Source organism: Clostridium sp. DSM 17811 (genome assembly GCF_018861905.1).
Taxonomy (GTDB): Bacteria; Bacillota; Clostridia; order Clostridiales; family Clostridiaceae; genus Clostridium_AD; species Clostridium_AD frigoriphilum.
In genome coordinates, this window is sequence record NZ_JAHLDU010000007.1 from 1 (window position 1) to 26,878 (window position 26,878).

Genomic DNA, 26,878 nt, shown 5'->3' on the forward strand with positions numbered 1-26,878 from the left:
CCTTCCCGAATTGATTTCAGTACTTAAATAACCTATTTCCCAGTCTGCCATTGTATCAAATACATAAAGATATACTTTGTTTTTCATTTTCTATTCCTCCACTTTCATTTTATTAGTACTATTTATCACAGGATGGTTTCAAGCTCCATCTTAATCAATTATATATTATCTTTACTGACAAATTCAGTCAGTGGAGATAATAGTCCAGCAAATCTTTAAGAATTGATGCCATAGCAGCTTTAAAACTATTTGGTTCAAGCACCTTTATTGCTTTACCATATGGAAGTAGAATATGCGGAACATAGGTATGGATTGAGTATTCATCCATTAAAAAAATCGTTCTGCATTCAGTTCGTTTTATCAGATGATATCCTAAAAACCAATGTGCACTTAGGTCATTCAATGCTTCTGACTTGCCCTCAATTACTAAAGTGCAAAGTCCTACTTTACTTTCTATATTCGGTAATAAGCTTTCTGTAAAAAACTCACGTGCCGAAAAAGCTTCAGGACGCTTAAACGTATTTTTAGTACTTATAATATTTATTATTCTATCTACCCTAAAGTTACGAATTTCATTCCTAAGATGGCAAAATGCAATAGCGTACCATTTATTGTTCCAGTAAAGAATCCCATAGGGGTCAACAACCCTATGCTTGGGATGCCCTTCATAACCTGTACAGTATTCAATTTCCATAGAGCATTCATTTGCAACAGCTTGCTCGAGTTCCATTAATATAGGTTTGACAGCTGGATCGCAAATACGGCTCACTACTTCAAATCCAACTAAATGACGATTGAGAACTTCTTCTTGTTCTTGATTCGAAAACATCTTTAACTTTGATGTTGCATTATTTAGTGATTCCATAAAAGGATATCCTGATTCCATTGCAAAAACAGCAGCATGCAAAAGTGATTTTTTCTCTTCAAGATTAAAAAACAGGGGTGCTCGGATAAAATTGTTAAGCAAACTATATCCGCCGTTATGACCAGGCTCCGATATTATTGGCACTCCACTAACACACAGTGCATCCATATAACGATAAACTGATCGTATGTTTATTTCTAACCTTTCGGATATTTGCTTTGCAGTTATTTTTGTACCTGAATTCAGCATCCATAAAATCGCTAGCATATTATCATTTTTTGGCATAATGCACCCCCTAATCTGGTAAACAATTAAATTTTATTGTTTAGGAATATAATATCATCAAATATTGTTTTTAAAAACTTATAACATTTTTTATTATTAAATCAACTGTGCCGCATTCGGAAATGAAGGTATAGCACTTATAAGCAAAGCCGTAAGAGGGAAGGCATCTGTTGGCGCTGTTAAATTTGACCACCATCCTGGATTTGATTTTAAAAGTGGTGATGAACTTTTTAAACAATTTCAACAAACTATGTGCTAAATAAATAACAAAGTATATTAGAACTGTAATTACGACAGAATATTCATATATTCAGTCGTAATCGAACTAATATTATCATCCAATCAAGGACTTGGGGGTTGGACTTTTACAACTTGTGTTAAATCCACTCTGGGTCTATTGACTACTTCTTAAAAATTTCACATTCATGATCCAATATATATCATATAATTATATATATTCAAGCCTATAATTGATTAGTTAAATTTAACTAAATGCTTAACAACCCATATATAGCTTAAAACGATAGATCTCTGAAGTAACTACAAATACTATAACCTGACTTTTTTGATTTTTGTTATTTTATCACATCTTCTCTCATAATATGAACCACTTTTTTAGGCTCTTCAAATATTGGACTGTGGGCAGATTCCTTAAAAAGATAAAATCCCTTTACAGGTGCACTAAGCTTTTTAAGATAAGCCTCTGACATCGAATAATTTACTGTATAATCATATATTCCCGAAAAGAAATATACCGGAATATCAAGTTTTGTTATAGTTTTGCTTAAATCCGTGCTGTAAAATTCATTCTTTAAACCAGTAGAATTTGAAAATGCTTTTCCACGCCATATGTTAATTTTCTCTTTCAAGATATATTCACTATTCTGCATAACTGGCAGAAAAATTCCAGAGACTACTGATTCCATTTTATGAGTTGTACCAATTCCTGCTCTATGCATCACATCGTCTCTTATCTTTTCGTATGCATCTGATAGACCATCCATTGTTTCAATAGGTGTTGCTTCAAGTTTCTTTACAGTTTTTTTATCGCCTTTTGCATTGTAGTACTTAATCATATATTCATATGCAATTTTCTCTGATTCCATTTGATTTGATATTTGTCCTACACCAATATAAGCGTGATATAACTCAGGTGATTTTGCTGCTGCCTGCAACGCTATATATGAACCCCACGAGTGTCCCATAAGGTATAATTTGTCCTGCCCGAAACGTTCACGTAAATAGTTTGTTACGCTTATTGTGTCAGACACAAACTGCTTTGTTGTCATTGTTTTTGCGGAGATATCACTGCTATAGGATAACCCTGCGCCCCGCTGATCCCACCATACCACCGTAAAATATTTTTCAAGTCCCGTAGGATATATTTCAGTAAGAAAATATTCAGGCATACCAGGGCCTCCGTGAACAAAAAGCAGTACTGGATTTGATATATTCTCACTTTTAATAATCATTCCCATATTCACTCCGTTAATTTTAACATTAATCTTTTCGGAAATACTGCCCTTCATAACATTTCCATTTTTGTCTCGCAACGGGTTCACTTTCCCAGGACTTTGTACTAATAAAATAATTGCAAGTGCAATGATGCATAGAGTAATGAGAGAAAATGAAATCAACATTATTTTACCAACCTTTCCTGCTAAATCTCGTTTAAAAGAAGTAATTATTTTGTGCTTTTCCATTTTGACAGTTCCTTTCATTTATAATTGCTCAGCTACATAATCCTAGCAATCTCTTATACAACATGCAATAGCGATTGTCCTATGTTACAAATACACTGTCATTACTTACAAATAAGTCACCTGCCAGCAGCTTTTTGCTGCTTTCTAACACCTAATTATTCATCTGTTTTCCCCTCTTTTTTCGCTCTGTTAATTTTTTGTTGATATAATCAGCATCCTTTCTTATCCCTACCAATCGTAGTAAATATCCAACTGCATATACTGGGATTGTATATATAAATACGAACCATTCTTCTCCTTTGGGGTACCAATTGAATTTTATCCCGAAGGCAAAAAACAGAAGTACCACAACAACGTATTGGGCAAACATAGAAATCACAGGCCTATTATCTAATACTAATCTAATCACAATCGGTGCCAGACACATTATAAAAGAATAAGCCACGATAGATCCAATGATTTTAAAGTTTGACCATAAACCATAAAAAAGAGCATCGATACAAAACACCCAAAATATAACAAGCATGCTAAATGCAAGACTTGTAATAATATAATCTCTAAAAATTTTCTTTTTACTTTTCATAATGTTGAGCCTCCCCCTCTAGCCATTTTTTAATTGCCGGAATATAGGTTCTTGTAATAATAACATTTTCACCATTAATCAATGTTGCTTTCAATCGGCTATTAAAAAGTGTATTTACACTATCTAGTACATCAATATTCATAATGCATGCTTTGTTTATTTGAATAAAACCCACCCCAGTTAATTCATCAATTAACTGATATAGTTTTTTACTACTTTTGAGTACCTGATCTTTTGTATAAATAAAAGTTTTCCTTTCAATACTTTCAATGTAGAAAATATCACAAATATTGAGGACTATATTTTTACCATTATTACTTCCAACTATTTTCATATCTATACCCTTAATTCTTTGTATAAGCTGCCGTACTTGTACATTCATAATCGGGTACCTGATTTGTACTTCAATGTTACTCTCCTTATCTTCTACAATTATAATATCCACTCTGTTACTCCTTTCTCTCTAATTCAGTCTCCAAGTTGCTCACAAATAATATCTATTTCTCATAATTTCACGATTATGAAGTAACTTCGAATGCTACTAGATCCATTTACTATTAAATTATTTGTACCAAAACGCCAAGCGTCAAAATAAAAACAAGAAAAACCGTTAAGAGTTCGTAATCTATGAAATGCTGAGACGACACAAAACATTTGTTTAATCATACCATAATTACCGTAAATTAGAGTCGTAATCAAAGGCTAGTGGCTCTATAAATATGTAGATTATTGTATCAGCCTTATTATGCATGTTTCTAAGGGTTTTACAACGAATTGTATTTGCCAAAATTACTATAAAAACAAGAAGAAACCATTACAAGTAATTATGTGTACATATATGTAAACAGTAATGTTTGTATATTTGTTTCCCTAAATGTAATACTCCCATTTGACCACAACTTACAGGTTTTAAAAAATTAGTTTACAAATCTGGACATCAAAAGAGAGGCTTTATAATTTACATTGTGCTAAACTTTTATACAAGAAGGGAGGGGGAGTAAAAGTGAAATGGAATTATGTGTTCCTACTGCTGAAACACCAAATGGGAATGGTATTACAGTAAAAGACCTTCCGCGAATAAAAGCTGTTTGTGCTACTCATATCGATGCTTATGAAACTATGAATTATGCATATGAAGCAATTGACCGTTATGCAAGGGAAAATAGACTAACATTACAGCCTCTCTTTAGGGAAGTCTATATCAAGGGAACGGGAATGTTTTTGAAAGGCAATCCCAAAAAGTATATTACAGAAACACTATTTCCGATTAAAGAGGTGAAGTAGAATGTCTGCAATTGTAATTGATAAATTAGTTAAACAGTATAAGAACGGTGTCAGAGCTTTAGATGATTTAAGTTTGAAAGTAAACAGCGGAGAAATTTTTTCTTTGCTTGGACCAAATGGTGCTGGGAAGTCTTCACTTATCAACATACTAACAACACTTTACAAGCCTACATCTGGAACTGTAACCATATTAGGTAAAGATCTATGCAAGGACCCTACAGATCGCCTGTGTTTCACAGCGCGTTTCTATTGATGATCATCTATCTCTTATGGAAAATATGATATTTCAAAGCAGGCTCTACAAGGTGGGCAATGGTACAGCAAAAAAAAGGATAAACATCCTTATTGACAGTTTTGGACTGTCGAAGTATTTGAAATACCCAGTTGCTTCCTATTCCGGCGGAGTAAAGCGTCGATTGGATATTGCAATGAATATGGTATCAATGCCTAAAATACTTTTTTTAGACGAACCAACGGTTGGTATGGAGGTTGCTTCCCGAAAAGCCATGTGGGAAATCATGCAAAAAATCCGAGATGATTTTAAAACAACGATTTTTCTGACCACTCATTATCTTGATGAAGCTGATCAACTTAGTGATACAATTTGTATTATGAAAGAAGGTCACGAATTGGTTCAGGAAACTCCTGGGAATCTGAAAGAATATATAAGACAAAATATACTCCGCATTGGTTTTTCTGAGAAGAAAAAAGCGGAAGAATGTGCAGATATACTTACTAAAGAACATATACTTACATCCATAAATGTCCGTGAATGCTCAATTTTTGCGGATGCTGGAGATGATCAAAAAACTTTTAAAAATGTTAACAAGCGACTTTGGGAAAAGAGTGTTTCTTTTGAGGCGATAGAAATAGTACAGCCCAGCCTTGAAGATGTATTCTTGAAGTTAACTGGGTATGGGGAAGAGGTAATTAAATGGAGATAATAAATATTTTATGGCGCAATATAAAGTGGCGCTTTCAGAACCCTATTTCAATACTACTTACAATTATACAGCCCCTTATTTGGCTAGTATTATACAGTTCAATCGCGAAAGAGTCCATGAAGAACATATCAGGCAGCAACTGGGTATTTCGGAGACTGAGAAAAGAAACTGTTAATTAAAGCGATTTATAAGAGTTAATTCTTCGTTGCACAATATATGCATGGAGGTGATTTTATGATCGCTATAGGTTATTCCAGCGTAAGACAAAACTACAAAAGATTTTGAAAGCATGAGTTGTTCAGTTATTGGGTTCGAAGAATAAAAGCTGTCCCTAGATTTATCTATATTGCAATTTGGAATGGAAATTATCATAATCAACTTTTAAAAAGATAGGTTATATAATACGCTATTATTAGCATAATCAATCCAAAGAGATTTGGAATCATTATATTAATATTTTGGAATATGTTTTCATAATGCAATAATGGTGTTAAATAAATTGCATTACACATAGATATTATCAATCCAATGGTAGGTATTATAATAACTACTTTTTTTATTATTGCTATTTCTGCAATGATGTAATAAAAAATTATAGTACACATCCAAAAACTTAACACAAGCCACGCGTGAGATAACCTAATTGCATATTTAGTTTTAAAATAAGTAAGGGTCAAAGTCAATATAATAAATAAAACTATTATTGGAGCAATTTTAGTGAATTTCAGCATTGTGTCTAATCTTTTTTTTATCTTTAAATTGATTTTGTCAGAATATTTATAAAAAATATTTTTTGATGATATCATTAAAAAAATTACTAATAAACTAAATCCTAAAATTAAGTATGACAAAGTGATCCCCCTTTTTACTACGCAATAATTTGCATGATAGTATTTTACTAATTATGATTTAAAATCCCTGATATGACAAAGGATTGGAAATATACAAACTGTATAAATTAAATTATTAAATGGTTCAGGATGTTCTCTTTTAAATGTATATTCTTTATTTTCAGACAAACTAATCACTCTTCTCCTTTATCTACTCACTATAAAGTACAATTTCTACTAACACTACATATTTGATCATACCATAATTATCATAAATTAAGTATATTTACTAATAATATTACTATAGAGAATTGAAGGAGCGGTATTAAAAAATAAATCCGCGATATATCATATAAATAGATATATTCAAGTCTAAAATTGCTTAGTTAAATTTAACTAAATGCTTAACAACCCATATAAATCAAGGCGTCATGCTCTACGCTCTTTAATACTATAATTAAATAAACTACCCACATATCATTAAATATGTGGGTACTTGCGACATATAAAAGAAAGATACAACAAAAACTAAATCTAAAATTATTCTACATCAACTTTACAAATTGGAATTTGATGAACTCCGAATTGTGCTCCTTTACGTAGTTATTTTTTCTTAACAGGAATCCAAATTTCGCTGTAGTAGTTTTCATCTTGATTACCTTGCGGATAATCAGCCGTATTGGTGTACATTTCTATATTATAACCTGCTGCAATTTCATAATCACTGCAATTAGGCAGCCATTCTGAGAAGATTTTTCTGTTCACATCTTGCAGAGTTTTCGGCATTGGGCCTTTGCAAGCAAAAACAGCCCACGTGTGTTTAGGAATAATCTTTGTAACAAAACCATTAGATGTTTCTATGGACGGATTATAATTGTCTGCAATCAAATATTCGAACTCATCTGAACCCATGCTATCATCTATGCATACTCCGTACATTCCGCATACAAATTTCCCTTTTCCTGTTTGATAATGATCTGTCCAAAACTGTGGAATTTCTGTAGTTGCACTATCATATTTAAATACCTTTGATACGCCTATGACAGTAAACGAATCTTTGTTAACAATTTTGTAATCCATAATATAACCACCCTCCAATGAAAATTTGATTTTCAGCGGAGCAAATGATTTAATCATTGCTCCATCTTTTCGAACAGCAGTAGGTGTGACACCATGGAATCGAGTAAAAGCTTTTGTGAAACTATCTGGTGAGGCGTAGCCATATTTCAGTGCAATATCAATGACTTTTTCATCAGCAGAAACAAGCTCACTGCCGGCAAGGGTAAGCCTGCGTTGTCTGATGTACTCTCCCACCGTAAAACCACAAAGCATTGCAAAGCCTTTTTGGAAATAGAACGGAGACATAAGTACTTTTTCTGCAATATTTTTTATTGCGATTTCCTCAGTGATATTCTCCTCAATATAGTTGATAGCTTCGCCGATTTCTTCAACCCACCCCATAATCATCCCCCCTATCTGTAAATATATCGTATCTCTTTTCAAGCGGTTGTTCCCGACTTTTTGTGTTATGTTTTGTCTTATATGAAATATTATTCAATAATACCATATTTACTATAAATATTAACATATTTATACTTAATAAAGATTAGCTTTTAGCAGCCTAATACCTTCCTCATAATCTTTCAATCCTGTTAAAACGTTTAATGCGGAATCATCTATATATGATTGGTACATTTTCTTTCTTACGGATTTTTGGCCTTCTGCAGCTACCTCTAATTGAATATCTTTGAAAAATTTATTATTACTATAATCGTATTCGGTAGAAATCACACCTTCAACATAAATTTTAAAATATTTTGCCGCGGAATCTAATTGTCGCTTTTTAATATATAACTTGCAAAGACTATAGTCACCTAAATGCAACCCTACATTAAATAAGCTTTGTATTTTACGAATAGCATCTATATATATTTGTGCATTTTCATATTTTTCAGTACTAATAGATATATTCGCTATAGTAGTAAGCATTGAAGTACTTTGAATTATATGCGATAAAAGCATATTTTCACATTGGACTTTAGCTTCATCATTTTTCCCTTGTCGTTGTAAAAGCATTGGGTAAATTGTCATAGGGTCTATAGATGATGAGGTTGAAAGTTCTTTTAATGCTTTTTCGCTTTCATCATAGTTTTCTAACATCATTTGAATACTGGCAATAGCAAATAGAGCTTGGGACATATATTTAGCATCTTTGCTTGTTACAATTTGCTCTAATAATTTAAGAGCACATTCCATTCTTGATTCAAAGAGCTTCTCGGACTTATCTGCGTGCATCATTGAATACATTTGTATAAGTTCAGCAATTGTCAACTTGAGATACACGCTATTAGGGTATTCATTTAAAAGTCCTTTGCACTTTTCGTATCCTGCGTCATAGCCTTCTTGTATAAATACTTCTGTCAATTTTTTCTTAATGTTAATAACATCATCTTCTAACAGTTTAGAATTAAAAGACAATAGTTCATCTAATGAAATATTTAATGCACGTGCAAGCGGTGCAAGTAGTTCAATATCTGGAAATGATTTTTCAGTTTCCCATTTACAAACAGCACCAGCCGAAACCCCTACCATATTTGATAGTTGCTCTTGAGTAATGCCTTTTTCTTTTCTACAACGCAATATTGTATCACCAATATTTAGATTTTTCATATAAACCTCCATTTGTTAAATTTAAAATCTTTTGATGATTTTATTATAAGTTAGTTCAAAAATCTATACAATGGAGGCTAAATCATAATAAGGTTAATAAAAATTGAATGCTATTCAATACAGAAGCACATCAAACGTTAAGGAATATATCAATTAATAAAGTTCGTGTTATATCATAGAAAAACTCATGACATACTCTAATGTTTCTCACGCTTTAGCATTAACAAGGACTTTATGATAGTATTAGGAAGAATGTATTATGAAAATCACCTTTTTATTAAGTAATAGATTATATTGAGTTTTTCTTTTTTCGTATTTTTTTAGCGCTAATATCAAACTATAGTCCCCTAATCTTTAACATAGTAATGAACAATATCCCTGCCATTGAGATGTAATATTTTATAATTGTGATACAACTTCTATACTTTATTTTACCATATATATCCATGTTATATTTCATTACTTGTAAGGGTCTCAAAAATCTATAGTTAAATGATACCCGACTCCTAAATAAATTACAAAAATGAACAAGAATTGATATGTATTAATTGGTGATATATACTACAAATTAAATTTAATATTGACTCTCACATGGTGTTAGGCATTATTATAAAGATGTCATTCGAATGGCAGCAATTTAGAGGAGTTGATTTTATGTTCAAGATTGGAGATTTTTCCAAGTTGACCAGAGTGTCCGTCCGCATGCTCCGGTATTATGATGAAGTTGGACTTTTTAAGCCTGCTAAAATTGATGACTTCACAGGATATAGATATTATTCGGCAAAACAGATTTCTGACATTAACCTAGTAATGTCATTAAGAGACATGAGCTTTAACGTAGCTGATATAGCAGTGTTTATGAAAGAAAAATCTGAGGAAAAGCTAGAATATATTTTAAAAGTCAAAGGTGAAGAAATTGAGAACAATATAAGAGCTGAGGAAATAAGACTTAAAAAAATCAACTCTGCCATTAAGGATATGAAAAAGGAGAGGGTTAGTATGAGTTATAATGTTACATTAAAATCACTACCAAGCTATAAGGTTATTTCTTTAAGGAATGTTATACCAACTTATGAAGCAGAAGGATTGCTTTGGATAAGATTGGGTGAATACATAATGAAAAAAAATATTCACTGCAATAATATATCTTATTCTACCTATCACGATGCAGGTTATAAAGAAGGTGAAGTTGATGCAGAGGTAGTAGTGGGTGTTGATAATCTAATGAAGGACGAAGACGGATTTACATTCAAGGAAACTGAGGCAGTGGATCAAGCTGCTATCATATTAGTTCCAGGAGATTATTCAAATGTAGCAGAAGCATATAATTTCTTAGCAAATTGGATTGAGGAAAATGGATATATTATGATAGGAAATCCACGTCAAGTTGCTATAAAAGGGCCTTGCAATGAAAAAAGGACAGAGGATTACTTGAGCGAAATCCAGATACCAGTAAAAAAGTAAAAAATGCAATTAAAAGCTATGAAATTTAAGATTAATCTCTTAATTTCATAGCTTTTTACATTATAAATGAAAGAAGGAGCCAAAACAATAATAACACTTTTACTGTAGTTTTAGTAAGTTTGGAAAATTCGCCTATTCGGAACATATTCACATCTCCTTTCCTTGTAAATTAAGATTACAGTATCCTCTAAAGGGAGTGTCAATAGGTCTTTTTAAATTGAGTCTTCATCCCAAAAATCCTCTATTTCATTCATAATTTCACTTGTAGGTGTTAAAGTAGCTTCTACAATTGATTTTCCTGTCTTTTTTAGATAATGCTTAACCATATGATAACCACAAGCATATCCTGCACAATATGGAAGTCCTACAGGGAAATAGCCTCGTAACTGTGCCATTTCATCACCATAAAGATACGCTGTAATGTTATCAAACCCTGTTGCATTTAAGCCATCTTTGATAATTGGCTTGATATAATTATTAAGAGTTTCTATATCAGTTTTACTTACCCAAGGTCCAATCATATCATCACCAAATATTGAGGTAGCAAAGTTTTCAGCGAGTCCCTCACTAATCATCATCTCTGCTAAAGTAATATTATTTTTCCATTTTTCAAATTGAAAACGCACATTATGATTACATTCATGAGCTAAGGCTACAGGAAGTCTTTTAAGTGTATGCTCATTTGGAACGAGGGATATAAAAATATATCCTGGGATACCTCCATCACCGCAATAACCATCATTCATAGACATATATGGGCTTTGAGGATTACCAAGTAAAATTGAAAACAGATAATCTTTTACAGGCAACTCATACCCAACTTTCGTAAAACATTCTAAGGAATTTTTAATTGTATTTTCACAAGTACGCCATAAATTTTGGTCTGAAATCATCTCGATGTTTTTATTTTGTTTATCATCTACCTCTGATGGTGGCAAATATCCAAACATATTACTTGCCATAACTACATCATATCCACCTTTTTGTGATGAGTTTATAGGCACATTAATGCAAGACCACTTAAATTCAAAAGGCCTCATCATTTCATAGCGATAAATATCATCTCGTTTTTCCTTTAGTGAATTCATCATTTTTTTATAAATTTTATCTGAACGTATTAGTGTAATATTCATCTTACCATCCCCTTTGTAAGCTTAATATACACTATGACGTAACGTGATAGTCAATAGGTTTTACAAAACAAATAGTATTAAGTAAATTACTCTTTAAAATGATAACTAAATAAACTATCCTTTAGTGTTATTCCAACAGAATTTTTATCCTAGGATCATCTTTGACGAAATCAAGAGTTTTATCTTTTTTAAATGATCCTTTTACTGCTTTTTCATATCTATCTTTGTCCCAACTGCTATTAACATTAATTTTTATATGCTTATAAAGTTTTGAATTCATAGAACCATCTATGCTACTTGCTTCATTTACCATATTTATAATCATTTCAATAGCCTTTTCTTTATCCTGTTTTTCCTTTGCATACCATAAATCTAATGAATATTTATGGTATGCTCCTAAATCAAATGCATCAGCAACCTTTTTAGCACGATCTATGTATTCTTCTGCCTCATTAAACTTCTTTTCTTTGAATAACATCCGTATTATTAGTGATAACGCAGTAAATGTTTCATGAGCACTTTTCCTTAATATACCTTCATAGGCGCCATAAGCCTCATCGATTTTTCCGCTACTTTCATATAATAATGCCTGTTGAATTTTTTTATCCACCTCTACTTCTGGAATTTTATCTAATAATTCTTGGGCTTTTTTATACTCTTTTTTAGCCCTATACATTGCTGATAATTCTAATTTTGCCATAGAAGCTGTCTTTTCTTTACTACTTGTTGCTACAAATTCAAGCCAAACAATGATTTTTCTTTCATATTTATCCTTTTCCTCAATTTGAGGCCCTAATAAATATATCCTTAATACTACTGATATCCAATATATCAACTCATCACAATTTGGATATTTTTTAATTAAATCACTGGCCTTTTCAAAAGCCTTTTGGAGTCCCTCTTTTGATGCCATTTCACCTACCTCTTTTGTAAGCTTTTTTACTTCTACATCTGTTAATTCCTCATTGAATGCTAATAAAGTATTAACATCAATTTTTAAAACACGTGCTAGAGGTGCTAACAGTGCTATATCTGGGCATGATATTCCGCTTTCCCATTTATTTACTGCTGGCGCACTTATATTTAAATAATTAGCAACTTGCTCTTGAGTAAGACTTTCCTTTTTTCTATAATTTCTAATAACCTCACTTATTTTCATAAAATTAACTCCTCCATTTGTTCATTTAATTAACCTAGGACTTAGCTAATTAAATTATATCAAAGCTATATAACTTAAACAATTGAAGCATTTTCATCTTTTATTCATAAAAATTAACCATTAGTTAATTTTCATAATAAAAATATTTAGGATCTTACTTGTGATACAGTATTTCCACTTTCCCAAATAACTGCTCATAAATTTTTAATTAATAAATCAATTTTAAATTCGCTATTTTAATGAAAATGCGATGGATAAGAATTTTTTATAAGCACAAAAGAATAAAGAATATAGGTATTCACATTCATTCTATCTGCTTGCTGAAACATATATAGCAACCCTTCTTAAGTTGTATTATACTTAGGTTATTGTTAATTCTCATTTACAGTATCAATTTTGTTTGCTAAGTCAATATATTTTTTTACAATAATATCATATACATCGAAAATTGACAATAATTTCAATAGACTAACGAATATTGACTACTGAATATTAACATAAGAATTGTGGTAACATCAACATCTAGTATTAATAATAGTACTCCCTAAAACAGAAAATTCAAGTGTACGCAAGTAATGAAATCGGATTAAACATTAGTAATGTCATTGAGAGACATGAGCTTCAAAGTAGCTGATATAGCAGCTTTTATGAAAGAAAAATCTGAGAAAAGGCTAGAAGATATTTTAAAAGTCAAAGGTGAAGAAATTGAGAACAATATAAGAGCTGAGGAAAATGGATATATTATGATAGGAAATCCACGCCAAGTTGCTATAAAAAGATCTCTTACATTCACATTGAGACTATTAAGCATTTTAGCAAAAAAACTTAGACCTGAATTAGTATAATTAACTGTACTTTTACTTAATTTCTTTTTCATGATACAATAATGAAGATATTCACGTATTTCTTTTTCTCTTAAAAATTTTGGTGATTTGTTGTAGTATTTAGCAAATTCACTAATGTGGCGGATATAATTTTTTATGGGCTTTGGGGTATTATGAAAAAGGTTTTTGTCTATGTAATTCATATTATATGAGTTATCTTTCTTATATTGTACATTCTAAAAATTTTAAGGGGGGATACTATTATATGATAAAATTTAATGCCAGTAACTTAAACTTTTTTTCCGGAATCTTATTTGCAATTGCATCAATAATATATTTTATTTCCAATAATAAAGTACAAGGAATTATATTTATATGTTTAAGTTTTACATTTATTGCACAGGGGTTTATCCAGAAAAAAAAAGAAAAATAGTAAAGTATATTAGAACTGTAATTATGAGAGAATGTTCATATATTCCGTCGCAAGTAACTCCCATATTTAATAAGGATAGGGGTTTAATATTAAGCGTATATTGATATTCCGAAAGTAACACAAGGGTAAGTGAGTTGCTTTCAGTTTGATTCTATTGGTCATTCTTTACTATTATATTTAACCTCACGCTTGATACTTTAAAGGAGAATGACATACTTAATGATAATGAATATATAAAATCATTAAATTATTTTAATTTATATGAAAGAAGGAAAAAGGTATAATGAGATTTTTAATTATTATAACATCAGCAATTGTAATTTATATTGTTTTTTTGAAACCAATGGCTAAAAAATATTATTTTATTTGCCCTAGTTGTAATAACAGATTTAAGGTGTCACCAATAAAAATGTCTACTACCACTACTGTGCCAAATTTTTATAAACATAAATTGAGATGTCCTTCTTGTGGAAATAAAAACTACATGAAACAAATAAAAGAAGAATAGTTTTTAATTTTACTTGAAAATAAAGTGAATGTAACACATAAATGACAAAATTAATTCTTATAAAGGGGCAGGACCTTTGTTGCATTTATAGTCTACATACTTTTAAAAAAATGTTTGAGCTTCGGGGTGTGGTTTATTTAGGGTATATAGAATTTATATATCTTGATAATTAATCAAATAAATCTATATGAGAAAGCTTTATATTACTGCTGGTGCTTATGTTGAAAGTACCACTTGCCTTTTCTCCGACAATTCTAATAGAATATTTTCCATCTTTAGGTGTAGTGAAATTTAGATTTCCATTATTACTTAGCTCATTTTTTTTTGTTATAATTTTATATTCTGAATCTAAAATCACAATATAAAATTTACCTTTACTAATTTTTGTATTATCATTAATAGTTATCTTATTACCTTTGATTGATGTGAACTCCATTAAAGACCATTTGCCATTAAAATTTCCAAAGTCGAAACTTTCGGTATTCTCACCACTTTTCTCATTTCCGTTATATTCAAAACTTTTTTCAGATAATTTATCATTACTTGATAAATAATTATTTGAATCAATATTAGGGAAATAAATTCTATATACTACTCTTCCTAAGAGTAGTATGCCTATTAAGTATATGATAATAAAAATACTTCTTTTTTTCATTTTTATAAGACCCCTTCCTAAAGTATTAGGTATATTACATAAAAAAACATTAAAAATCCCATAAATAATTTTCACCTTAGCATGTTAATTTTGCTCATTTTTAATGAATTGAGTAAATAATTCTTAAAAAAATATATTTCTCACTTTTGCTTCAAAAAGTTTTAGCTTTAAAAGATTTTCTAAGTTCTTTATATGATTAAATACTGAAGTTTGTGTTATAAACAATTCATCTGCTGCTTTTCTATAATTTTCATATTTTGCAATAACTATAAAGGTGTAATACCATTCTAAATTCATTTTTTTCTCCTATCGACCAATCATTAAGATTTCCTTAATAGTATATCAAGAAATTACAAATTTTTAAATATATAGTTTTAATGTATTATCTATAACAAAGGGGTTAACATTACGATAGAATTATCAAGATAATACTATAAGATACGGAATGCAACAAAGAAGTATTCATAAAGATCTTAAAAAATTAGGTAGAAAAGAAAGGACATGAGAATTTATGAAAATTAATGTTACAACAGAAAATGGTTATTTACCAGCTAAATATTCAAAATTTGCTGAGCAGAAATATCAATATAAAGGAAATCCATGTATATCTTTTCCTATTGAATTTATTGATGTTTCTGATAAAGTTAAATCAATAGCTATTACTTTTTTAGACTATGATGCTATTCCACTTTGCGGGTTCACTTGGATAAACTGGTCATGTTGTGGAGTCTGATGAATTAAAAATATTAGCACATTCTTAAACCTGGAGTATTTTACTTTGTTAAATAACTTCTCTTGTTCTTTTATTTTCAGCCATCGCTGGAGAAGCTGTTAGCACAGCAGTTTCTTTTTTATCAATTGTGTTTAATATTTCAGAAAGACTAACGCTTTTATCACTACCTATTTTGATAGAAGAAATCATATAGCATATATAGATATATCTTTCCATTAATACCTGCCACATTTTTAATAACACCATATTAAATGACATGGAGATCTGTTTTCACGATATTTATTGTAGATACAGAGGTATTACTTTGAATGTTATATTTTATGTAAAAGTATGTTAAACTAAAAAGGTAACATGCAATAACATTATAGAGGCTTACTAACTATCATTTCATCTAAACTACATTATATAATTTTTTTATTCCATCATTTGTAACCTATTATACAGAAATACAACCTATTCAAGATAACTCAATACAGGTTTAAGATATTCTGAAAGTAACACAATACCAATTTAGGTGTTGTTCATAAGTTTATGGATGTATTTACTGGGTGCTTAGCCAAATATGAACATAAAAGTTAATGAACAGTATTTTTATTTGGATACAAAACTCTTTAAAATTTCCCTAAACTACGTTATTAATCCTTATTTTAGTTATGTAATTATCTTTTGTTTCAACTGGTGATTCTATTGTGATGCAATCATTCATATTGTTGTCACTATCTATCGATGCTTTACGCTAATAGTATATTCTTTTTCGAGTGCTACCCCTAAAATTCCATAGTGTGAAAGTATTGCGTTTTTAATCTTGATGAGGATTACCGTATTTTTTACAAGTAAAATAATTTAGTGCGGGAGAACAAGAAAAATAGTGTGATTGTTAAATGTTAAGGAGGTTCGCGAATGCTTAAGATATTTTTGATTGAAGATGATGAAACAATTGCTTTAGGTATAAAAACATTTTTACTTAGAAATAGTTATAAGGTTATTCATGCAGAGAATTTTAAAAAGGGGAAAGAACTTTTTAAAACAGATATCGACATAATATTATTAGATTTAAATTTACCTGATGGTTCAGGGTTTGATTTTTGCCGTTATGTAAAAGGGATTAAAGACATTCCTATTATTTTTATAACTATCAGGGATGATGAATGCGATATTATAAAAGGACTAGATATTGGAGGGGATGATTACATCACCAAACCTTTTAAATTAAGTGTTTTGCATTCTCGTATACTTGCTGTTTTACGCAGAACTGTAAAACAACAAATACTTGACGATATTCTATGGTGTGGAAATATTAAAATGATTAAATCAGAAACAAAGGTATATAAAAATAATATCGAAATAGAACTTACAATTGGTGAATACAATCTATTTAGGCAACTATTAGAAAATAAAAACCGAACTTTAACGCGAGGGGTTTTACTTCAAAAACTGTGGGATATCGATGGTGAATTTGTAAATGATAATACATTATCAGTAGCTATAAAGCGTCTTCGTCAAAAACTTACGAATAATACAATTATTAAAACAGTGAGAGGAATAGGTTATAGGTTGGATGATTAAGGGGTATATAAGTAAAAAGAAAATTACTGTATGGATGGTTATTAGTTTTTTATGTATAACATTTTTTTGTATGATATTTGGAAATTTTATTTTTAAGCAGACAGAGAAGATTTTTTATGAAAAAGCCGCACAGATTATAGCGTTTGGTGTTAAGGCTGATCCTAATATTGAACAAGTATTGATATCATCGCTAAAAACTAATAATATAGCAGAAATTAATAAAGGGAAAAAAATATTAGAGCAATATGGATATAGTGAAGGTTTTTTAAATAGTTCTTATAATAATCGTAAAAGTTTTAATATAGTTACGGTTGGTATTTTATTTTTGATTGCTTCACTCTTGTTTTGTTTTGGAGGATTTCTGGTAGGGCTAAATCATATAAAGCGTAAACGCATCGATAATCTTGCAGAATCTCTTTACGCTATCAACGAAGGAAATTATAAAATAAACCCTCAGAAGAAAGAAGACGAATTCTCTATTTTAGAAGACGAACTATATAAAACAGTTGTGCTGCTTCGCGAAAACCGAGAAAAAGAAAGGAAAGAAAAAGAAAAATTAACAAATAACCTTGCAGATATTTCTCACCAAATGAAAACACCACTTACATCAATGTCACTTATGATTGAGTTATTGGAAGGCAGTCCTATAAATGGAGATGACGCTTTGTATATTGAGCGTATTTCAGCTCAGATATACCGTCTTAATCATTTGGTTTCGTCATTGTTAACACTTTCTAAACTAGATGCAGGAACCTTATCATTAGAATATAAATCGATTAATGTTTATGAAATGGTATGTACTGCTGTTGAGCCATTAATCTTAATGATAGAAAAAAAAGAGCAACAACTTTCTATTCAAGAGAATAGTGATGTAGTTTTTATGGGAGATTTTTATTGGAACAATGAAGCCATCTTAAATATTGTTAAAAATTGTGTGGAACATACACCGCGAGGAGGAAAAATTTCCATAGTATATGAACAAAACCCTATTTGTACACAAATTATTATTGAAGATAATGGAGAAGGGTTTCAAAAAAAGGATATACCGCACTTATTTACTAGATTTTACAAAGGCGAAAATTCAGCCAAGGACAGTGTAGGAATTGGACTCGCTCTTGCTCAATCTATAGTTAAGAAACAAAACGGTGAAATTCGAGCAGAAAATAAAAAAACAGGGGGAGCGTCATTCACAATTAAGTTTTATATAAATTAATTGTAATCAATGTCACCGAGAGGTCACTTAACAAAGATATAATTGGGTTTAGAAGAAAATAAGGACTAAATATTATGGAAGTAGGCCTTATTAAAGAGGGGAGATAACACTTTGGAAATATTAAGAACTGAAAATCTTACAAAAACCTATGGAATTGGTGAGACAAAAGTCACTGCATTGGATAATTTAAATTTGAGGATAAGCAAAGGACAATTTGTTGCAATAATTGGATCAAGTGGATCAGGAAAATCAACACTCCTGCATATGTTAGGTGGAGTGGATAACCCTACAAAAGGAAAAATATATATCGATGACATTGATATTTCATCAATGAATGAAACTGAATTAGCAATATTTCGTAGGCGAAAAGTAGGAATAATATATCAGTTTTATAATCTTATTCCGACACTAAATGTAGAAAAAAACATATTATTACCTATGCTTCTGGATGGTAAAAAACCTAAAAAAGAAGAATTTGATAAAATCATAAAAATGCTTGGTTTAAATGAAAGGCTTAGTCATCTACCAAATCAGCTTTCAGGAGGTCAGCAACAAAGAGTTGCTATAGCACGAGCATTAATTTATAGACCGTCTATTATTCTAGCAGATGAACCTACTGGAAATCTTGACAGAGCAAATACAGAAGCTATTCTTGAGATGTTGAGGGTTTCAAATAAAGAATATAATCAGACTATGATATTGATTACACATGACGAAAAAATTGCGTTGTCAGCAGATAGAGTGATTACAATTGAGGATGGTAGAATTGTGTCAGATGAGGTAATTAAAAAATGAAAATTATGAATGAATACACATATAACCATATGAAAAAGAATAAGCGACATACAATTTCTATACTAATTGCTATTATAATCGCTTCGGCACTTCTATGTTCGCTATGTATATTTATACATTCTAAATGGAAAACAGAAGTAACCACAACAATTGAACATACAGGTTATTGGCATGGAGAATTATACAACTCTATAGCTGGTGATAAATTAAAATATGTCACAGAAAATCCCGAGGTTGAAACCACGATGATTAAAGGACAGTGGGTTACGGCTAAACTTTCCAATACAAAACTCCCGTATCTATCAATGAGAGATGCTAATACAAATTTTTGGCTAGACATGGATTTAAAAAATACTCTTACTGAAGGTAAACTTCCTAAAAAATCCGGAGAAATTGTTATGTCAAAATTATTCTTCGCGGATAATCCTTCATATAAAATTGGTGATAAGTTGACTCTTCCCGTAGGTAATCGAATGCTTGGTAGTGACCTAGTTAACCATCAAAGTACGAAACGATCAGGCGAGACGTTTAAAACAACAGAAACTAATATATATACAATAGTTGGAGAATTAGATGTTTCTGCGAGTTCTGCATACCCCGGATACATCGCCATGGGATACTTGGATACTTCGCACATTAAGCCTAAAGATGAACTTACGGTTTATATGCGTTTTGTGAACCCTCGCACAATCTATGAAACATTACCACGAATTGCGAAAGCTACGGGATTAACCAAAAATGAAAATGGAGAGTATGGAGTTAAGTATAATACACCTTTATTAACTTTATATGGAATTAGCGATAAAAGTGTTGCAAACACTCAAATCATTATGATGATAGCAATGGCAATAACAATTATGTTACTAGTTATGGGGTCATTTATTCTTATTATCTATAATGCATTTTCTTTATCTGCTAACAGCAGGATTAAGGAACTAAGTATTCTAAAAAGTTTAGGAGCAACTCCAAGGCAAATTAAGTCGTCTGTTCTCTATGAAGGACTTTTGCTCTGGATTATTCAATTACCAATTGGTATCATGATAGGATATCTATTTAGTAATATTGTGTTTTCTAAAGTTAATAAAATTCTTAGTGTTACAGAAGATTATAGGAATGCATATGTTTCCTTTTCATGGGTAGTAGTTGGTTTTTCCATCATAGTCTCATTGATTACCGTTTTAGTTTCAGCATATATTCCTGCAAGAAAAATGATGAAAGTATCTGCTATTACTGGAATACGTCAGAATAGTACCAAAGTAAAATTAAAAAAACAAAAATCCCACTCAATAATCAATAAAATATTTGGTATAGAAGGTGAACTAGCAATATCACAATTTTCAGCTAACAAAAAGGCTTTGCGTACGGCAGTCCTATCTCTTTCAATGTGTTTTATCTTAATAGCGGGGTATCTGAACATTATAGCCATCCTCAATTTAGCCAATTCTAAGAATGCTGAAATACCTAATCTTCATGATATGAAGATTAGCATAAAAACTGTTGATAAACCAAGTGATAAGATGATAAATGAAGTTATTTCTCTGCCTAAGGTTAGGGATAGTGTCATTAGAAGACAGGTACGTACTTCAACTTATGTAACATCAAAACAGGAGTCAGATGTTTTTGCTAAATATGGAGGATTTGCTAAGGTACCCTCCAAACATAATGTATCGAGTGAAAATGGAAAGTATAGAATTATAACAAATTTAGTTGGATTAAGCGATAAATCATTTAAAAAGTATTGTGAAAAAATCGGTGCCGATGATGAATCATATTATAAGGAGGGTGTGACAACAGGAGTATTGTTAGATAGCACAAGATATGTATCAGAGAATGAAAAAGTTATGCGAAAAATACCATTGTTAAATGCAAAACAAGGCGATAAGCTAGTAATAAATGAAAAAACAGAAAATGATATGAAAACAAATTATAAATTTAATGCTCAAATTGGTCATGTTACAGAGATTTCTCCCTCTGAGCTAGGAATGGGTGGATACAGCTTAGCATATATAGTTCCTATGAAAACCTATCAACAACTAGTTAGTAATTTTATGCCAGAGCGTATGCTTGAATCTAGCAGTATGTCAATTGATTTATTGGTGGGTGATAAGGCTAGCCCAGCTGTGAAGAAAGAACTAACTCGAATTTGCAGTTCTTATCTTGGAACCGAAGATTTTACTATATGGAGTCTACTGGTCGAAAAAAATAATGACAAACTGGTTCAAAAATCCATTTCTATTGGTGTTTTTGCTGTAGCCTTAATGTTTGGATTAATTGGCATTATTAATGCTTTTTCTACCATTTCGAATAATCTTAGACTGCGCAAGAGAGAATTTGCTATGCTTCGTGCAGTAGGATTAACACCAAAAGGATTAAATAAAATGTTGATGATAGAAGGGTTGTTCTTTGCATTAACACCGATTATTGTTAGCATACCAATAGTATTATTTATTTGTTGGTTTATGTTAAGAGTAGCATTAATCACATGGCCTGAGTTTATATCTGTTTTTCCAGTTGTACCAATTCTAGCGTATGCTATGCTTATAATTGCATCTATATTTTTGGCGTATGGGATTTCTTCAACAGCCGTTAAAAAAAGTAATGTAATAGAATCAATTAAAGACGAAATAGTATAGTACTGGAGTCTGTTGTAAAAAAATTATTTTTTACAACTATAATCATAGGTGGGTAGTAACCGCAAAATGCGAAAATATACATTAGGACATATATTTCCAAAACACCGATATAATCAAAAAGGTTTTTGACTATATCGGTGTTTTAATTACTCTAAAATATATTCTCCCCATTTTTTACAATCTAACAGTACTGTTGCAACATATATTATGAATAATTATAGTAAATCTAACTTTGAGTCTTTTTCTGTAATTATTCTTATTGGTTTGCACGGATTCCCATATGCAAGATAGTTATCTGGTATATCTTTTGTAACAACACTGCCAGCGCCGATGACTGCGTTATTTCCAATATGAACACCACCGCAAACCACAACGTTACAAGCAATCCAAACATTGTTTCCAATATGGATTTCCTTTGCGTATTCAGATACAGACACATGTCCGTCCTTGTATTTCATGGCAACTCTTTCTTCGGGGATGAGTGGATGTGATGATGCCATGAGGGAAACGTTAGGTCCAAGCATAACATTATCACCGATATAAATTTTACCATCATCTAAAATTGTGGTATTAAAGTTCGCACCGAAATTTTCACCGATAAACGTATGGCACCCGTAATTAAATTGTATAGGACCTTGCAAATAATATTTTTCTCCGATTTTTCCGATAAATTCTTTGATTATTGGTAGACGACTTTCATCGTACTCATCAAGCAAATTAAATTTCTGACAGAGTATATGTGTCTTATGTTTAATATCTCGAAGTTCTTTCGTACGGGCATCAAACAGCCTGCCCGCAAATATTTTTTCTTCTTCTTTCATAGGTTACCTCCTAAAAATAATAGATTTGATTCGCAGGATATAAACCGACTTTTATAATTTAGCATCCATAAAATTTTAGATATTTCTCAATATTCGATTGTATATATTCAGCACTGTGATTACCAAGGAACACATGATTTTGAGAATTTATGCCTTTTTCTTTCAATATTTTATGTAATGTTGAACAACCTTCATAAAATCTACCTTCATCCTTATCTCCAGCATCAAGATAAACATCAATATCAAAAGAAATATTATTTTTTCTTGCAATATATATTGGATCATATTTTTCCCAGACACCCATGTCTTTAAAATATGGCTTGTCTTCCTCTTCAAGTTTCAGTTCTAAAGCAGGCATATGACCTCCTACTTTTGAAAACATATGCTGATGTCGAAATGTATTGTGAAGAGCTGCATAGCCACCAGCAGATGCCCCTCCTATATATCTTCCTTTTCTATCTTTTATAGTATTAAAAGTTTTATCTGTTAAAGGTACTATTTCTTTAATAAAGTAATCTTCATACATTCCTAAATTTATGATTCGATTATTCTCTAAAGGATTAGGTGCCTCTTTACATATTAAGGATGAGTTCACCCCCCGGCTGTTTTCAATTCTTGGACATACAATTATCAAAGGCTTAATTTCCCCATCTTTTATCATTCGATCAGCTTTAGTGGGTATGTCCATTTCAAACATTATATTTTCGTTCCCACTTCTCCCATGTAGAAAATATAATACAGGCAGAGGAGGTGAATTATTATAGCATTCAGGTAAATATACCAGCATTGCTATTTCTTTATCAAGTACATCGCTATAAAAGTTTACTTTTTCTACTTTTGATTTATTCATTTTTGTAGCACCTCATTTGGAATTGAATCGTACGAATACAATATAGGTTTTTTATCATACTTATAATACCATAATTTAAAAATAAAGTATATTTACAACAATTTCAAAATGGCATATAGCCTAAATGTGAGTTACATTTAAAATATTAATTGTAAATTGTTATTTCCTGTTTGATTTTCTCGTTAGAAACAATAGTGGATAGGCAGTCCATTTTATTTACTTTAGCACTGGTCTGATATACTTAAGAAACCGTTCCGGATTATAATAAAGGTAAATTATTCTACCGGGGGAAGTATCAAAGCAGTAGCCAGTGATTGCAAAATCAAAAGTTGCCATTGCCTTTTCAATTTTTTCCTCTACACTACGATTTTCCTGCTCATAATCAAATGGCCCATGTTCAAAAACAATATACTCGGCTTCGGGAACATCAATCATAAGCATTTGTGGTGGTACTTCGCCTTTATAATCAAAAGGAAGACGTGTACCGTAACACTCTGTGCGTGGAATACCCCAATCGCAGAGTCTGCCGTCCGGGTTGTTAATGTACGCCATAATCTGACCGCTACCGCTGTTAGATTCGCTACCACCATCGTCATCCAATTTGCCCTTGATGCTATCGAGTAAGCCGCAAATTGTTTCACAGTCCTGTCCCGGAATAAGACTTTGCTTTTGCCAAAAATCCCAATACCCATTACTCTCATAGTTTTTAATGTGCAAAAATTTGTGTGCGGGAATGGTTACAAAATAAATTTTAACATCATCTGTAGATTTCATCATACCAATCTCTCCCAATCCTAAAAAGTAGCGGTCGAAAGGGTTTATTTTTGTACGAAGAACGACATGATTAGGTTTTTTTCACTATCCCGAACCTCTTTTAGTGCAAAGGCTAATTTCCTATGCCGCAGATAATCCCTAAATTGCATACCAGATATTTCTTTGAATTTTCTCGTTGTATAAAATTCGGAATAACCCAACCTGCGAGAAAGAGATCGTAGTGTCAAGGCTTCGCCATTATAATTTTTAATACATTTGTCAATTTCAGCAACGATTATTTGAATTTGCTTCTTCCACTCGTACATTCATATGTTCACCTCGTTTCAATCACCCTACATTCATTATAAAGAAATAGAGGGATTACTGCTTGATTTTACTTGCTGTTATTTCATTTTTTTATTGGTTTTAATAGCCATGATGAAAATCATCAATGTTGCCAATAAGTCCACAATTGGTAATGAGATTCTTCAGTAGAAAAACCTCATTTTAGTGATTGTTAAATTTAATTAAATTTTTACTATATATATATTATTGCACTATGAGCACTGAACCGTACCATAAGTAAATGAGGTTTTTACTAAAATTGGATTTTAAAATGTAATGATAAAAGTTTGGATAACGCCTACAGGGTTGGCTATAGTAGAAGCCTTCCTTGTGGTGTTTTTTTTATAATTAAACAAGAGTATATAAATAAAAAAGCAGTAGATAAACAATTGACAAATATATCATTTATTGATATATTATATTTGATGATATATCAATGAATGATATATCATTAAATGATATATATAATATGAAGGAGAATTTTATGCCAAGAAAGGATTCTATTGATATTGGGGAACTAACAGATTCTGCTTTTTATATTTTATCTAGTGTTATTGAGGAAAAGCACGGATACCTAATTATGAAAACTATTGAGAACCTTACTAATAATGAAGTTACTATTGGTCCTGCATCACTTTATACAACACTGAAAAAGCTTTTAGCAGCAGATTTGGTGGAGTTAACTTCTGACACAGATAAAAATAAAAAAGTATATAAAATAACAAATAAAGGACGAGAGATGCTCATAAAAGCGATTGAGCGTAAAAAACAGATGGTTAAATTTGCTCAAAATTTTTTAAATTAGAAAAGGGGGATATTCATGAAAAGTAAATATGTAATGATTAGTGGACTTGCCTTTAGTGAAGAAGGTGATATGGAAAAACTAAAAAATTATGCAAGTCAAGGTTGGATATTAGAAGACATAGTAGGGTGCTTTTTCTATAAACTAAGAAAAGATAAGCCTCAAAACATAGTATATAACCTAGATTACCAAACAGAGACAAATGAAGAATACTTCACTATATTTAAAGATGCAGGATGGAAACTTGTTGTTTCTATAGAAAATTGTATGCACATTTTTTCAGCGCAAGCTGGAACTAAACCTATTTATAGTGATTGTGAATCAGAAATAGATAAATATACAAGTATAAAAAATCAAACCCAAAAAGGAACTCTATATTCTTTAATAATAGCTATAGCACTAATGGGGTTGCTAGTTGTTTCCTCAATTGTAATTAAACCTATATTTCTGATTATCCTTGGATTATTAATAATTGATATATTTATATTTGTCTTTAATTTTATGCCTTATTTAGCATATAATTCAAGAATTAAGCAAATAAAAAAATATGGTAAGTGTAATAGTAAAGTAATAGATAATAAAAGTTCATGGAAATTATATGCAATTGCAGGCGTTCTATGGTTAGCTATAGGAATATGGCATTTAATTGGGAAACAATATTTTTCAGCAGTATTTTTTATAATTTTTGGTGCTTTTTTTATTTTTTCAAGTTCAGCCTACTTTAAGAAATATAAAAAGTCTTTATAAATTATATACAAATTAAAGAAAACTCTTACCTTAACAATATGGGTAAGAGTATTTTTATGTAGGAGGTAATAACTATGATAGAAATTAGTTATTTTAGAGTTGGAATAGAGAATGTATATATTTCATTGAGAATTGTTATAACGCAAAGAGATGATATAGAGAACGACATAATAATTGTCTAACAAAATAAATCCTAGTGATCATTCTATCATTTGATTAAGGTACTGGCGAAAAATATTTCCCCTAGCCGCAGTTATTTCTACTTTAAATCTTAATTCTA

The 26,878-nt window shown here is 30.9% G+C and carries 29 protein-coding genes and 3 pseudogenes; 15 read left to right on the forward strand and 17 right to left on the reverse strand.

The genetic code is table 11. The features are described from left to right. Nucleotides 1–87: pseudogene (locus KPL44_RS25285) on the reverse strand (glutamine amidotransferase); the annotation flags it as partial. A 100-nt stretch (nt 88–187) separates the two neighbouring features. Continuing rightward, entirely contained in the window at nt 188–1,150 is a 963-nt protein-coding gene (locus KPL44_RS10410; RefSeq protein ID WP_216249533.1) for a helix-turn-helix transcriptional regulator, read from the reverse strand. A 100-nt stretch (nt 1,151–1,250) separates the two neighbouring features. On the opposite strand from KPL44_RS10410, the gene KPL44_RS25290 reads away from it, so the two are divergent. Then, a complete protein-coding gene (locus KPL44_RS25290; RefSeq protein WP_367302944.1) occupies nt 1,251–1,409 on the forward strand; it encodes a DUF6506 family protein in 159 nt (52 codons plus the stop codon). A 316-nt stretch (nt 1,410–1,725) separates the two neighbouring features. On the opposite strand, the gene KPL44_RS10415 is transcribed toward KPL44_RS25290, so the two are convergent. From KPL44_RS10415 to KPL44_RS10425, 3 genes are all read right to left on the reverse strand, one after another. Continuing rightward, nucleotides 1,726–2,853 (reverse strand): alpha/beta fold hydrolase, encoded by a 1,128-nt coding sequence (locus KPL44_RS10415; RefSeq protein WP_216249537.1) that lies wholly within the window; start codon nt 2,851–2,853, stop codon nt 1,726–1,728. A 151-nt stretch (nt 2,854–3,004) separates the two neighbouring features. After that, nucleotides 3,005–3,436: a hypothetical protein gene (locus tag KPL44_RS10420; RefSeq protein WP_216249540.1), complete on the reverse strand. Its 432-nt coding sequence runs from the start codon at nt 3,434–3,436 to the stop codon at nt 3,005–3,007. Next, nucleotides 3,426–3,881, reverse strand: coding sequence for a LytTR family DNA-binding domain-containing protein (locus tag KPL44_RS10425; RefSeq protein WP_216249543.1), 456 nt, complete (start codon nt 3,879–3,881; stop codon nt 3,426–3,428). The genes KPL44_RS10420 and KPL44_RS10425 overlap by 11 nt, the downstream gene beginning before the upstream one ends. 563 nt (nt 3,882–4,444) lie before the next feature. Between KPL44_RS10425 and KPL44_RS10430 the strand changes: the two genes are divergently transcribed. The 3 genes from KPL44_RS10430 to KPL44_RS10435 are packed head-to-tail and all read left to right on the forward strand — an operon-like array spanning nt 4,445 to nt 5,664. Continuing rightward, nucleotides 4,445–4,720: a GyrI-like domain-containing protein gene (locus KPL44_RS10430; RefSeq protein WP_216249546.1), complete on the forward strand. Its 276-nt coding sequence runs from the start codon at nt 4,445–4,447 to the stop codon at nt 4,718–4,720. A 1-nt stretch (nt 4,721) separates the two neighbouring features. Further along, a complete protein-coding gene (locus tag KPL44_RS25295) occupies nt 4,722–4,973 on the forward strand; it encodes an ATP-binding cassette domain-containing protein (protein ID WP_253201715.1) in 252 nt (83 codons plus the stop codon). 16 nt (nt 4,974–4,989) lie between these two features. Beyond that, nucleotides 4,990–5,664 carry an ATP-binding cassette domain-containing protein gene (locus KPL44_RS10435; RefSeq protein WP_253201716.1) on the forward strand — a complete coding sequence of 225 codons (675 nt, stop codon included), beginning with the start codon at nt 4,990–4,992 and terminating at the stop codon, nt 5,662–5,664. Nucleotides 5,665–6,038: 374 nt separating this feature from the next. Here the strand turns inward: KPL44_RS10435 and KPL44_RS10440 are convergent, their stop codons facing one another. From KPL44_RS10440 to KPL44_RS10450, 3 genes are all read right to left on the reverse strand, one after another. Then, nucleotides 6,039–6,515 carry a hypothetical protein gene (locus KPL44_RS10440; protein WP_216249548.1) on the reverse strand — a complete coding sequence of 159 codons (477 nt, stop codon included), beginning with the start codon at nt 6,513–6,515 and terminating at the stop codon, nt 6,039–6,041. Between the two features lie 582 nt (nt 6,516–7,097). Beyond that, a complete protein-coding gene (locus KPL44_RS10445) occupies nt 7,098–7,955 on the reverse strand; it encodes an AraC family transcriptional regulator (protein ID WP_216249553.1) in 858 nt (285 codons plus the stop codon). 135 nt (nt 7,956–8,090) lie between these two features. Continuing rightward, nucleotides 8,091–9,164 (reverse strand): helix-turn-helix domain-containing protein, encoded by a 1,074-nt coding sequence (locus KPL44_RS10450; RefSeq protein WP_216249556.1) that lies wholly within the window; start codon nt 9,162–9,164, stop codon nt 8,091–8,093. A 654-nt stretch (nt 9,165–9,818) separates the two neighbouring features. Here KPL44_RS10450 and KPL44_RS10455 point away from each other — a divergent pair. Continuing rightward, nucleotides 9,819–10,628, forward strand: a complete 810-nt coding sequence (locus KPL44_RS10455; RefSeq protein WP_216249559.1) for a MerR family transcriptional regulator — start codon at nt 9,819–9,821, stop codon at nt 10,626–10,628. Nucleotides 10,629–10,840: 212 nt separating this feature from the next. Here the strand turns inward: KPL44_RS10455 and KPL44_RS10460 are convergent, their stop codons facing one another. Together KPL44_RS10460 and KPL44_RS10465 are read right to left on the reverse strand one after the other, a co-directional pair. Then, complete coding sequence (locus tag KPL44_RS10460) at nt 10,841–11,761, reverse strand: DUF2268 domain-containing protein (protein ID WP_216249562.1); 921 nt, start codon at nt 11,759–11,761, stop codon at nt 10,841–10,843. A 127-nt stretch (nt 11,762–11,888) separates the two neighbouring features. Further along, a complete protein-coding gene (locus tag KPL44_RS10465) occupies nt 11,889–12,920 on the reverse strand; it encodes a helix-turn-helix domain-containing protein (RefSeq protein ID WP_216249564.1) in 1,032 nt (343 codons plus the stop codon). A gap of 599 nt (nt 12,921–13,519) precedes the next feature. On the opposite strand from KPL44_RS10465, the gene KPL44_RS25300 reads away from it, so the two are divergent. Next, entirely contained in the window at nt 13,520–13,765 is a 246-nt protein-coding gene (locus KPL44_RS25300) for a hypothetical protein (RefSeq protein ID WP_253201717.1), read from the forward strand. A 26-nt stretch (nt 13,766–13,791) separates the two neighbouring features. Here the strand turns inward: KPL44_RS25300 and KPL44_RS26045 are convergent. After that, nucleotides 13,792–13,947 (reverse strand): annotated as a pseudogene (locus KPL44_RS26045) (phage integrase N-terminal SAM-like domain-containing protein); the annotation flags it as partial. 62 nt (nt 13,948–14,009) lie between these two features. On the opposite strand from KPL44_RS26045, the gene KPL44_RS10475 reads away from it, so the two are divergent. Together KPL44_RS10475 and KPL44_RS10480 are read left to right on the forward strand one after the other, a co-directional pair. Then, nucleotides 14,010–14,177 carry a hypothetical protein gene (locus KPL44_RS10475; protein WP_216249571.1) on the forward strand — a complete coding sequence of 56 codons (168 nt, stop codon included), beginning with the start codon at nt 14,010–14,012 and terminating at the stop codon, nt 14,175–14,177. Nucleotides 14,178–14,460: 283 nt separating this feature from the next. Continuing rightward, the gene (locus KPL44_RS10480; RefSeq protein WP_216249574.1) at nt 14,461–14,685 is read left to right on the forward strand and encodes a hypothetical protein; all 225 of its coding nucleotides are present in this window, start codon (nt 14,461–14,463) and stop codon (nt 14,683–14,685) included. A gap of 169 nt (nt 14,686–14,854) precedes the next feature. Here the strand turns inward: KPL44_RS10480 and KPL44_RS10485 are convergent, their stop codons facing one another. Beyond that, a complete protein-coding gene (locus KPL44_RS10485) occupies nt 14,855–15,340 on the reverse strand; it encodes a hypothetical protein (RefSeq protein WP_216249577.1) in 486 nt (161 codons plus the stop codon). A gap of 123 nt (nt 15,341–15,463) precedes the next feature. Further along, nucleotides 15,464–15,637 (reverse strand): LysR family transcriptional regulator, encoded by a 174-nt coding sequence (locus tag KPL44_RS10490; RefSeq protein ID WP_216249579.1) that lies wholly within the window; start codon nt 15,635–15,637, stop codon nt 15,464–15,466. Nucleotides 15,638–15,851: 214 nt separating this feature from the next. Here KPL44_RS10490 and KPL44_RS10495 point away from each other — a divergent pair, with 214 nt between their 5' ends. Next, the gene (locus KPL44_RS10495; RefSeq protein ID WP_216249582.1) at nt 15,852–16,073 is read left to right on the forward strand and encodes a hypothetical protein; all 222 of its coding nucleotides are present in this window, start codon (nt 15,852–15,854) and stop codon (nt 16,071–16,073) included. Nucleotides 16,074–16,121: 48 nt separating this feature from the next. Here KPL44_RS10495 and KPL44_RS10500 read toward each other — a convergent pair whose 3' ends face one another. Next, on the reverse strand, nt 16,122–16,304 hold the full coding sequence (locus KPL44_RS10500) for a hypothetical protein (RefSeq protein WP_216249584.1): 183 nt from the start codon (nt 16,302–16,304) through the stop codon (nt 16,122–16,124). A gap of 669 nt (nt 16,305–16,973) precedes the next feature. Here KPL44_RS10500 and KPL44_RS10505 point away from each other — a divergent pair. From KPL44_RS10505 to KPL44_RS10520, 4 genes are all read left to right on the forward strand, one after another. After that, nucleotides 16,974–17,639: a response regulator transcription factor gene (locus tag KPL44_RS10505; RefSeq protein WP_216249587.1), complete on the forward strand. Its 666-nt coding sequence runs from the start codon at nt 16,974–16,976 to the stop codon at nt 17,637–17,639. Next, nucleotides 17,632–18,852, forward strand: a complete 1,221-nt coding sequence (locus KPL44_RS10510; RefSeq protein ID WP_216249589.1) for a sensor histidine kinase — start codon at nt 17,632–17,634, stop codon at nt 18,850–18,852. The genes KPL44_RS10505 and KPL44_RS10510 overlap by 8 nt, the downstream gene beginning before the upstream one ends. Nucleotides 18,853–18,963: 111 nt before the next feature. After that, the gene (locus KPL44_RS10515) at nt 18,964–19,647 is read left to right on the forward strand and encodes an ABC transporter ATP-binding protein (protein ID WP_216249592.1); all 684 of its coding nucleotides are present in this window, start codon (nt 18,964–18,966) and stop codon (nt 19,645–19,647) included. Next, nucleotides 19,644–22,280 carry an ABC transporter permease gene (locus KPL44_RS10520; protein WP_216249595.1) on the forward strand — a complete coding sequence of 879 codons (2,637 nt, stop codon included), beginning with the start codon at nt 19,644–19,646 and terminating at the stop codon, nt 22,278–22,280. Before KPL44_RS10515 ends, KPL44_RS10520 begins: the two co-directional genes overlap by 4 nt. A 215-nt stretch (nt 22,281–22,495) precedes the next feature. Here the strand turns inward: KPL44_RS10520 and KPL44_RS10525 are convergent, their stop codons facing one another. The 3 genes and pseudogenes from KPL44_RS10525 to KPL44_RS10535 form a co-directional block, all read right to left on the reverse strand. Next, a complete protein-coding gene (locus KPL44_RS10525) occupies nt 22,496–23,101 on the reverse strand; it encodes a sugar O-acetyltransferase (protein WP_216249599.1) in 606 nt (201 codons plus the stop codon). 58 nt (nt 23,102–23,159) lie between these two features. Further along, complete coding sequence (locus tag KPL44_RS10530; protein WP_216249602.1) at nt 23,160–23,951, reverse strand: alpha/beta hydrolase; 792 nt, start codon at nt 23,949–23,951, stop codon at nt 23,160–23,162. A gap of 216 nt (nt 23,952–24,167) precedes the next feature. Then, nucleotides 24,168–25,030 (reverse strand): annotated as a pseudogene (locus KPL44_RS10535) (AraC family transcriptional regulator). Between the two features lie 503 nt (nt 25,031–25,533). Between KPL44_RS10535 and KPL44_RS10540 the strand changes: the two are divergent. Together KPL44_RS10540 and KPL44_RS10545 are read left to right on the forward strand one after the other, a co-directional pair. After that, a complete protein-coding gene (locus KPL44_RS10540; RefSeq protein ID WP_193564926.1) occupies nt 25,534–25,854 on the forward strand; it encodes a PadR family transcriptional regulator in 321 nt (106 codons plus the stop codon). A 15-nt stretch (nt 25,855–25,869) separates the two neighbouring features. Continuing rightward, nucleotides 25,870–26,598, forward strand: a complete 729-nt coding sequence (locus tag KPL44_RS10545) for a DUF2812 domain-containing protein (protein WP_216249604.1) — start codon at nt 25,870–25,872, stop codon at nt 26,596–26,598. Nucleotides 26,599–26,878 lie beyond the last annotated feature (280 nt).